Genomic DNA, 9,228 nt, shown 5'->3' with positions numbered 1-9,228 from the left:
TTTGTAAAATCGTGTTGGTAGAAGTAGACGATTTTTCTACCAACACGATTTTTAATTTATTATAGAACTGATTTCTTTTAAAATCCTAAAAGCCACCTATTTCGACAGTTTTATAGCTTGTTATTCTATTTTCTTAACAATAATACCACCGTCTCCACATGTGTCGTATCCTGAAATAGCTTTAAAATATTTTTCTGTATCACTAAGGCAAGAACAAATTAAATGTACCGCATATTTATCTTTCAATTCTTCCACTAACTTTACAACTACTTGAGGCAATACTTCCTTTCTAATTCCTTGCTTTTTTGCTAAAATATGCTAGAATATAGCCAAGCGACACAAGTATGAGAATGTGCGTTAGTATTTTAAGAGAGAGGTGACTTATTATGTCAAATAAAACATTGGCAGAAATACATTCAGAATTATCACAACTTAAGAGAAGGAAAAGGGAACTTTTTAGCTTTATGGATAGCACTCTTTTAGCCCTAGAAGAAGATGGGGCAATGCCGCAAAGGCAATGGAGTACTTACAAAAGAGCTTTCGACATTAATGGATGGTTTATTGGACAATCTAAAAGAGCTATTGAAATTTATAAATACCAATTTAATGAAGCTCAAGAGACTCTTAATTCTGGTAGAGCTAGCAGTAGAAAAAGAAAATGCTGCGAAAAGCAAATAACGCGTTTGGAGTGTGCAATTGAGAACGAAGAAAATACCGTAAAAAAATTATTGCAAGAAGTTCGCATTCTAAAAGCTGAAGCTAGAGAAAAAGCCATTGAACTTAAGCCCGAATTTAAAGAGATATTTAAAGAATATGATACCAATAGCGAAAAGATAAATACTCTTTACAAAGAGCTTGACATAATTAGGGATAAAAAATAATCTAATTAAAAAATAGATTATGAAAAGAGGCGTTAATTTTACGCCTCTTATTTTATTATTATATTTTTATTCGCCTAATGAATATTCTTTAATAACTTTTAAGTTTTCATCAAATTCAAAAACTAGTGGAGGGAAGTTTGGAATCTCTACACCCATAATTTCATCATCTGATAGGCCTTTAATATGTTTAACTAAAGCCCTAATTGAATTTCCATGCGCACCAACAAAAACATTTTTACCACTTTTTAGTGCTGGAGCAATTTTATCTTCCCAGAACGGTAGGGCACGCTCAAGTGTTACTTTAAGATTTTCAGCATCTGGCACTACAGAATCGTCAAGTAAAGCATAGCGGCGGTCGGCGTGTGCTGAGTATTCGTTATCTCTTTCCATGGCAGGTGGAAGAACATCATAAGAACGACGCCAAATATGAACTTGTTCATCACCAAATTGCTCAGCAGCTTCAGCTTTATTTTTACCAGTTAAATCACCGTAGTGGCGTTCATTAAGACGCCAAGATTTTTCAACGGGAACCCAAAGCTGGTCAGCAGCTTCAAGGGCTAGGTTAGTAGTTTTTATTGCACGCTTAAGTACAGAAGTGTAAGCCATATCAAATTCAATACCTGCTTCTTTAATAAGCTTACCGCCATCAATAGCTTGCTGAATGCCCTTTTCAGAAAGGTCAACATCAGCCCATCCAGTAAATAAGTTAGCTTTGTTCCATTCAGATTCACCATGACGAGCAAATACTAGTTTTACCATTTTTTAGGTTTCTCCTTGTTTATTTTTTAGTTTTACTATTATATTTTACTATAAATAGTTTTATTTTTAAACAGAAAAAGTTTCACAGTAATTACTATAAACAACTTCCGGCCCTAAGTTACTTTTTTCATACTCATGAACAGCACCTGTTTCTAAATAGCCAAAAATTGCAAATTTATTTGATTGATTTTTATAAGACTAATAAGCGATTAAAGTAATATGTTATAATATAGGGTACAATGAAGAATAAAACAGTACTTAGCAATTTATGGTTTTATAAATACCGTTTTCAAATTGGATACTTATTGCTTTTAGCTAGTTATATATTAATATTATTTTATACAATTTTTATCACTCCTAATGGCTTAACTAAAAATGAAGTAAATTCTGCTGTTAGTTCTTATAACTTATCTACTGGTAATATTTTTTCTAAAGAAATTATAGACTTACCCTTTAAACTATTACAAAAAATTAGTATAACATTATTAGGCTTAAGTAATTTAAGTATTAAATTACCATCAATATTATTATCTTTCCTGGCGATTTTGTTAATTTTAGAGCTAACTAAAAAATGGTTTGCCCACCGAACAGCTATTTTGGCTACTATAATAGCCATAACTTCTAGCCAATTCTTCTTTATTGCACAAGATGGCACAAGTAACATACTTTCTATAATTTACCCGCTTCTACTAATAATTACAGGAATCGACTTCTTTAATGAGCTAAAAAGAAAACAACTAGTTACATTTTTACTAGTAGTAGCCTTTTTAGGGCTATATACACCTTTAAATATTTATATAACTATAGCACTACTTTTAACTGCTAGCTTGCACCCTAAAGTACGCCTTAAACTTAAACAACTTCCTAAAAAATATAAAGCAGTTAGCTTAGTAATACTAGCTTTTGCCTTTACACCTATTGCTATAGCAATTTATAACGATATAGATACACTAAAAGCAATATTACTTTTACCTAATAATCTAAATATATTAGATAATAGCATTAAGCTAATTAATATATTATTTGGTAGTAGCGGGGAATATAGCAACGGAGTAATATCACCAATTATCAATGTAGCTTCATTAATACTAATAGTAATTGGCCTATATTTTATTCTTATTCAAAAATATACAGTACGTAGCTATTTAATTTTAATATGGCTAGCAGTTGCTTTATTAACTTGCTTTATAAACACTAGTACTACACCTGTACTATTTTTGCCATTATTACTACTTACTGCTACAGGGTTACAAAACCTTATACAAACCTGGTATGCAATTTTTCCAAGAAACCCTTACGCAAGGTTTTTCGGCCTTATACCTATTTCATTTGTAGTAGTTAGCTTACTTGTTACTAATTTAAATATTTTTAGACAAAGTTATATGTATAACCCTTATATTGTAAATAGCTTTAATCAAGATTTAAAATTATTATTAAATCATCAAAATTCAATAAATAACCTCCTTGTTTCTAGCGAGGAAAAACCATTTTACAGTATTCTAAATAGTAAAATAAAAACGCTAGATGAATATAGTGAAAATAATTTAGCTATAACACATAAAATTTTTACAGAAAAGGGTATTCCTAAAAATTATAAAGTTAAAAAAGTAATTACAAATAATTTAAAAAATGATTCTGACCGCTTTTACATATTAGCTAAAGATTGATAAAAACTGCTATATTTGTTAAAATAAAATAAGAATTTTAGATTATATTAAGGAGGAAAATGGCTGGAATTAAAGACCAAATGAAAATGGTGAGAGAGCTACAAAAAGCACAAAAAGAACTTAAAAAAGAAATTGTAGAAGTTGAAGCAGGTGATGGTGCTGTAGTAATACAATTTACCGGTGAGCTAAAAGTAAAAAGCGTAAAATTGAACCCTGAGCTTATTGATCTTGACGATATTGAAGAACTAGAACACTGGGTACAAATTGCTATTCGTGACGGAATGGAAGAAGCTAGAAAAATAGCTGAAGAAAAAATGAAACCTTTAATGGGAAATCTTGGCAACTTAGGATTATAAATTTAATGTCTCAAGTATTACCAAAAGCGTTACTTGATACTATTGATAATTTAGCAAAATTACCTGGAGTAGGTTCAAGAACAGCCGAACGCTACGCTTATCATTTATTAAAAAAAGACTCTCACATATCTGAAAAAATAGCAGAGAGTCTTTTAAACCTACATAAAAATGTTAAAAGTTGCCCAGTAACTTTTGCTTTAATTTCTGATTTTGAAGAATTTTCGCCCCTATATACTGATGAAAGTAGAGATAAGAAAACAGTAGCTGTAGTGGAGGAGCCTTTAGATATTGTAGCCCTAGAAAAAACTAAACAATACCACGGTACATACCATGTTTTAGGAGGCGTAATATCGCCAATTGATGGAATAGGGCCAGATCAATTACATTTCAAAGAGTTGTTAGAAAGAATAAAAAACGACGGAGTAGAGGAAATAATTATAGCCACTAATGCTAGTGTTGAAGGGGAAAGTACTGCTCTTTATTTGCAAAGATATTTACAAGATAACGGCCAAGAGAATCTAACAATTACAAGGTTGGCAAGAGGCATACCTGCTGGAGTTGATTTAGAGTATGCTGACCAAATTACACTTTCTCATGCTTTAGCCGGTAGGAGGAAAATATAAATGGATAATAATTATTTAGAGTTAAAAGAAATTATTGAATCTGCTAAAAAAATATCTATTATTCAGGCAGAAAACCCCGATGGCGATAGCCTTGGCTCAGCTATAGCGTTAGAACAAATTTTAACTAACTTAGGTAAAGAGGTTGAGCTATTCTGCCCTGTAGACATTCCAAAATACTTGCGTTATTTCAACGGTTGGGATAGAGTTAGTGACAACCTATGGAAGAGCGACCTTTATATAATAGTAGATACTACCAGCTCAACCCTGCTTTCAAAAATACTAGAAAACCCTTTATATAAAAATCTTTTAGAAAAAAATAAAGTTGTTGTTATAGATCATCACACAGATGCAACACCAGACCTACCTTTTGAATATAGCTTACTGCTAGAAAATAGAAGTAGCTGTAGTGAAGTTATATTTGAGCTATGCAAAAAAAGTGGCTGGCAAGTAAATGAGCTAGCTAGCAGTAGCCTAATGGGAGCCATATTAAGCGACACTCTTGGTTTTACTACGCAAAATGTTTCTAAAGAAACTTTTATAACTGCTAGCGAATTAACTAGCTTAGGTGCTAAAGTTTCTAGTATCGAGGAATCTAGGCGAGAATTTATGAAAAAAGCACCTGAAATACTAGAATATAAAGGTGATCTAATTAAAAGGATTGAATATTTTTTGAATGGCAAATTAGCATTAATACACATACCGTGGGATGAAATTCGCCAATATTCCGACAAATACAATCCAAGCGTATTAGTAATTGATGAAATGCGTTTAGTAGAGGGGGTTGAAGTTTGCGTAGCCATAAAAACCTATCCTGACGGCAAAGTAACGGGCAAGGTACGCACAAATTTGCCAATTGCCGCCGATATAGCTGGCTATTTTGGTGGAGGAGGGCATGCCTATGCATCTGGTTTTAGGGTTTATGATAATTATGACCAAATTATAAAAGAATTATTAGACGCTACAGAAAAAGCGTTAGAAATAGGTAGGAATAATGCTTAAATTTTATAATACACCAAAAAGAGAATTGGAAGATTTTAAACCTATTAAAGATGGTGAGGTAACCTTATACACCTGTGGACCTACAGTTTATAGCGAGCCAACAATTGGTAACTGGACGGCTTACATTTATTGGGATATTTTAGTGAGAACCCTAGAAACTAACAACTATAAAGTTACTAGAACAATGAATATTACTGATGTAGGACATTTAGTTTCTGACGAGGATGATGGTGAAGATAAACTAGAAAAAGGCGCTAGAAGAGAAGGAAAAACGGCCTGGCAGGTAGCAGACTACTATACTGATAGCTTTATAAAAGGTATGATAAGCCTAAATTTAATAAAACCTACAAATTTATCAAGAGCTACCGATTTTATTGATCAGCAAATAGCTATTATTAATAACTTATCATCTAAAGGTTTTACTTACGAAACTAGCGATGGAATCTATTTTGATACTTCTAAATTCCCTAAATATTCCGATTTTGCCCATTTAAATTTAGATGAGCTAAAAGCTGGTGCTAGAGTACACTTTAATCCTGAAAAGCGTAATATTAGTGATTTTGCTTTATGGAAATGGTCACCTGAAAATACGAAAAGAGATATGGAATGGGATTACCTCGGAAAAAAAGGTTTTCCAGGGTGGCACTTAGAGTGTTCTGCTATAGCTTTAAATACTCTTGGCGATTCTATAGATATTCATACAGGGGGTATCGATCATATTCCGGTGCACCATACTGATGAAATAGCACAAAGCGAATGTTACACTGGCAAAACTTTTGCTAATTATTGGCTACATTGTAATCACTTAACCGTAGAAGGTAAAAAAATAAGTAAAAGCCTAGGTAATGGCTATACTCTTAAAGATTTAGAAGAAAAGGGCTATTCACCACTAGTATATAAAATGTTGACTCTACAAAGCCATTACCAATCTGGCGGAGATTTCAGCTTTACTAATTTAATAGCCTCCAAAAAACGCTTACTTCACTGGCGAAATATTGCAGCCATAAGGCACCAAATTAAAGGGCAAAGTGAGGGTGATTTCCCAAGCTTAGCAAGTAAACAGCTAATTTTAGAGGCTATTAATAATAATTTAGATACCCCTAGAACCTTATCAACCATTGATCAGATTTTTAACGAAATAGATAAAAAACCAATATCTAAAATTAATTATAGTAATCTTGTAGATATATTAGAATTTATTGATCAACTATTAGGTCTAGAACTATTAACTACTACACCAGATATTTCTGAAGAAGCAAAGAAGCTAATATTAATTAGAAGGCAAGCTAGAGATAATAAAGATTGGCAGAAATCTGACCAAATTAGGGACATATTATTGCAAGAAAATATTACCCTAAAAGATACTATAGAAAAAACTATTTGGAGCTTTAGAGAATAAAAATAAAAATACCTACATCATAGTAGGTATTTTTATTAATAGCTTGCTTTATCCTATTTTTTTCAAAAAATCTATAATAGCGTCTTTAGCAGGCTCTTTTTGTTCTTCACACTTTCTAGCAAAATACTCTTCAATCATAATTTTGGTGCAAGCTGCAATAGGTATTGAAAGCAGGGCACCTAAAATGCCTAAAACATAAATACCTGTAGTAATAGCTACTACAACTATTAAGGCCGATAGCTGGTTATTTTTAGCTTGAATTAGGGGTGAGATAACATTATTTTCTATTTGTTGATAAACAATAAAGTACACGATAAATACAGCACCAGCAAACGGTACATTAAAGGCAATTATTAAAGCAGATATTACACCAGCAATTGTAGCACCAAACATCGGTATTAAACCAAGAGTTAATAATATAACACCAACAGGTATAGCTAAGTTTATAGGAACATGCATAGTAAAGCTTAAAATAAGCACAACTAAAGCACCTAAAGTACCCGATATAGCACAAACAGTTAATTGGCCGTTTACAAAGCTACTTACAGCTTTATACATTCTACTAGCAATACGTTTATGCCTTTTTTGTTTTTCTCTATCTGAGTATAGCTTCCAAAAACGATGCAACCATGATGGACCTTCTACTAACATTAAGAAAGTCATAGTTAGAATCATAAATAATGAAAAAATCCAATTCACTACAGTACTTAAGCTACCAAATAAAATGTTGCCAATATTTTTAGTAAATCCTTCAGAAAAATCATTCATGGATTGAGAGGCTTTATTAACAACTTCTTTCAAATTATTAGTTTCTACAAATTTACGAAGTGAAGAATTTTCTGCTGTTACATCTGCCACTATTTGTGGGGCGTTAGATATAAACTTATTAGTTTGATCAATTACAGTTGGCGCAATAAAACTAGTAATGGTAGCTAGTATTACAATCATTAACAAATAAGCAACGGCTGTAGCGCCTACTCGGTTTTTATTAGAACCTGGCAATATTTTAGCAATGCGTGATACTGGGGCATTTAAAGCTAATGCTAAAAAGGCCGAAATAACTAGAAGTATAATAGCATCCTTAGCTTGCCAAATGGCAAAACCAAGCAGAATAAAACCAATTACTACAAGCCAAAAACGAACTAATGTTTTTGTGTCAATTTCAATACGAACTTTCATAAGCTATATTATAACATTAGTAGAAGATACCACCAAACAAGGGAGGGAAGATTATTTTTTTCTAGTAAGTACTAATGGTGAAACTTTTAATAGTAAAATTACTGCCAAGAGTACAGCAAATCCACACATTATAGATGGAATACCTTCTATAGTATTTGGGTTAATAATATTGACAAAAGTAGTAGGGACAACAAATACTAAGTAGCCGACTAAAAGCCATTTTAAAGCTTTTATTTTTATAATAGATTCATTAGGTACAATCTTCTCTAAAAATCTAAGTTTGGAAAGAACAATTCTTACAATTTTTCTTGATTCTTTATCGCTAAGCTTCTTAATTTCTTGCCAACAGAAGAATATAGCTACGAGCAACCAACCATAATAATATAAAGCGTATAGCCAGCCAGCAATTTGTGGAACATTAAATACTGAATAGTTAGGTCGGCATGAATCAGCTTGTACGCCATTAGTTACTAATAAGTAATAAGCTATAAAACCAATCATTGTAGCGTAAGCAAATTTTACGCTAAAACCTACTTTTTTACCGGCAATTAAATGTGCTAAGTGGTAGCCTAAAGGAGGAAGCAGGGTAATAGAAACATAACCAAATCGTGCCCATTCAACACCTTTTATGCCAAAACCACCACAAACCATAAACTCGGCAATTTGAAAACCAGCTAAAGCAAAAAGTAAGGTAATAATTAAAGTTCTTTTAGGGCTCTTTCTATATTTAGTTATTACTAATAGCGCAGCAATAGATTCAAACAAGAAAGTTGCAAGCATTACCGTTGGTGAAAAACAATAAAATTTATTCGAATATTTACTAAAAAATTTCTGCATAATGTTGTCATTCTAGCATAAAATAATTATAATTGCGATATGCATATTCGGGCAAAAATTAAGCCAAATTCTAAAAAAGGGCCATTAATAATAAAAACTACTGATGAGAAAGGAGAAATTTGGGAAATATTCCTAAAATCACCAGCTATTGAAGGTAAAGCAAATAAAGAAGTCTGCGAGCTAATTGCTAAAAACTTAAAAGTGGCTAAAACTAAAGTAATACTGGCTAAAGGCCTAAAATCTAAGGTGAAAATTTTTAATATTGACATATAAAAAAAGCTTTGTTAATATATTTATATAAACAACTATGCGGGTTTAGCTCAGTTGTTAGAGCGCTTCCTTGCCATGGAAGAGGCCAGGAGTTAGAGTCTCCTAACCCGCACCAAAAATTTCCAATTACACTACTGTGAGGACTACCTTGTAGTAGTTTTTTTTCTTTTGTTTCAGGGAGCACCTACTGCAAGGGGTACTCCTTTTGTTATTTCAATTGAGGCGTTGCTTGTTTCAGTAAGGCTTCATAGAGATAAG

At 32.3% G+C, this 9,228-nt stretch carries 11 protein-coding genes and 1 tRNA gene; 8 read left to right on the top strand and 4 right to left on the bottom strand.

The genetic code is table 11. The features are described 5' to 3' along the window. Positions 1-120: 120 nt before the first annotated feature. Positions 121-279 carry a hypothetical protein gene (locus G6CMJM_RS03225; RefSeq protein ID WP_165302701.1) on the bottom strand — a complete coding sequence of 53 codons (159 nt, stop codon included), beginning with the start codon at positions 277-279 and terminating at the stop codon, positions 121-123. A gap of 107 nt (positions 280-386) precedes the next feature. On the opposite strand from G6CMJM_RS03225, the gene G6CMJM_RS03105 reads away from it, so the two are divergent. Further along, the gene (locus G6CMJM_RS03105; RefSeq protein ID WP_129719016.1) at positions 387-881 is read left to right on the top strand and encodes a hypothetical protein; all 495 of its coding nucleotides are present in this window, start codon (positions 387-389) and stop codon (positions 879-881) included. A gap of 66 nt (positions 882-947) precedes the next feature. Here G6CMJM_RS03105 and G6CMJM_RS03100 read toward each other — a convergent pair whose 3' ends face one another. Next, complete coding sequence (locus tag G6CMJM_RS03100) at positions 948-1,640, bottom strand: phosphoglycerate mutase (protein WP_129719015.1); 693 nt, start codon at positions 1,638-1,640, stop codon at positions 948-950. A gap of 239 nt (positions 1,641-1,879) precedes the next feature. Between G6CMJM_RS03100 and G6CMJM_RS03095 the strand changes: the two genes are divergently transcribed. From G6CMJM_RS03095 to cysS, 5 genes are read left to right on the top strand one after another with little or no spacing between them, the layout of a single operon-like run. Continuing rightward, on the top strand, positions 1,880-3,307 hold the full coding sequence (locus G6CMJM_RS03095; protein ID WP_129719014.1) for a glycosyltransferase family 39 protein: 1,428 nt from the start codon (positions 1,880-1,882) through the stop codon (positions 3,305-3,307). Between the two features lie 59 nt (positions 3,308-3,366). Then, a complete protein-coding gene (locus tag G6CMJM_RS03090) occupies positions 3,367-3,663 on the top strand; it encodes a YbaB/EbfC family nucleoid-associated protein (RefSeq protein ID WP_129719013.1) in 297 nt (98 codons plus the stop codon). 5 nt (positions 3,664-3,668) lie between these two features. After that, positions 3,669-4,286, top strand: coding sequence for a recombination mediator RecR (recR, locus tag G6CMJM_RS03085; RefSeq protein ID WP_129719012.1), 618 nt, complete (start codon positions 3,669-3,671; stop codon positions 4,284-4,286). Then, the gene (locus G6CMJM_RS03080; protein ID WP_129719011.1) at positions 4,287-5,285 is read left to right on the top strand and encodes a DHH family phosphoesterase; all 999 of its coding nucleotides are present in this window, start codon (positions 4,287-4,289) and stop codon (positions 5,283-5,285) included. It abuts the gene before it with no gap. Then, positions 5,278-6,684, top strand: a complete 1,407-nt coding sequence (gene cysS / locus G6CMJM_RS03075) for a cysteine--tRNA ligase (protein ID WP_129719010.1) — start codon at positions 5,278-5,280, stop codon at positions 6,682-6,684. Before G6CMJM_RS03080 ends, cysS begins: the two co-directional genes overlap by 8 nt. A gap of 48 nt (positions 6,685-6,732) precedes the next feature. Here cysS and G6CMJM_RS03070 read toward each other — a convergent pair whose 3' ends face one another. Together G6CMJM_RS03070 and G6CMJM_RS03065 are read right to left on the bottom strand one after the other, a co-directional pair. Next, positions 6,733-7,863 carry an AI-2E family transporter gene (locus G6CMJM_RS03070; protein ID WP_129719009.1) on the bottom strand — a complete coding sequence of 377 codons (1,131 nt, stop codon included), beginning with the start codon at positions 7,861-7,863 and terminating at the stop codon, positions 6,733-6,735. A 51-nt stretch (positions 7,864-7,914) separates the two neighbouring features. Beyond that, positions 7,915-8,700, bottom strand: coding sequence for a hypothetical protein (locus tag G6CMJM_RS03065; protein WP_129719008.1), 786 nt, complete (start codon positions 8,698-8,700; stop codon positions 7,915-7,917). 39 nt (positions 8,701-8,739) lie between these two features. Here G6CMJM_RS03065 and G6CMJM_RS03060 point away from each other — a divergent pair, with 39 nt between their 5' ends. Together G6CMJM_RS03060 and G6CMJM_RS03055 are read left to right on the top strand one after the other, a co-directional pair. After that, positions 8,740-8,973, top strand: coding sequence for a DUF167 domain-containing protein (locus G6CMJM_RS03060; protein ID WP_129719007.1), 234 nt, complete (start codon positions 8,740-8,742; stop codon positions 8,971-8,973). Between the two features lie 36 nt (positions 8,974-9,009). Then, a tRNA-Gly gene (locus G6CMJM_RS03055) sits at positions 9,010-9,085 on the top strand. The last annotated feature ends 143 nt before the right edge of the window (positions 9,086-9,228 follow it).

Origin of the sequence: Candidatus Nanogingivalis gingivitcus (genome assembly GCF_004151455.1) — a bacterium.
GTDB classification, from domain to species: Bacteria; Patescibacteriota; Saccharimonadia; order Saccharimonadales; family Saccharimonadaceae; genus Nanogingivalis; species Nanogingivalis gingivitcus.
The sequence above is the reverse complement of the archived record's forward strand: the minus strand, read 5'-3'. Positions and strand labels throughout refer to the sequence as shown.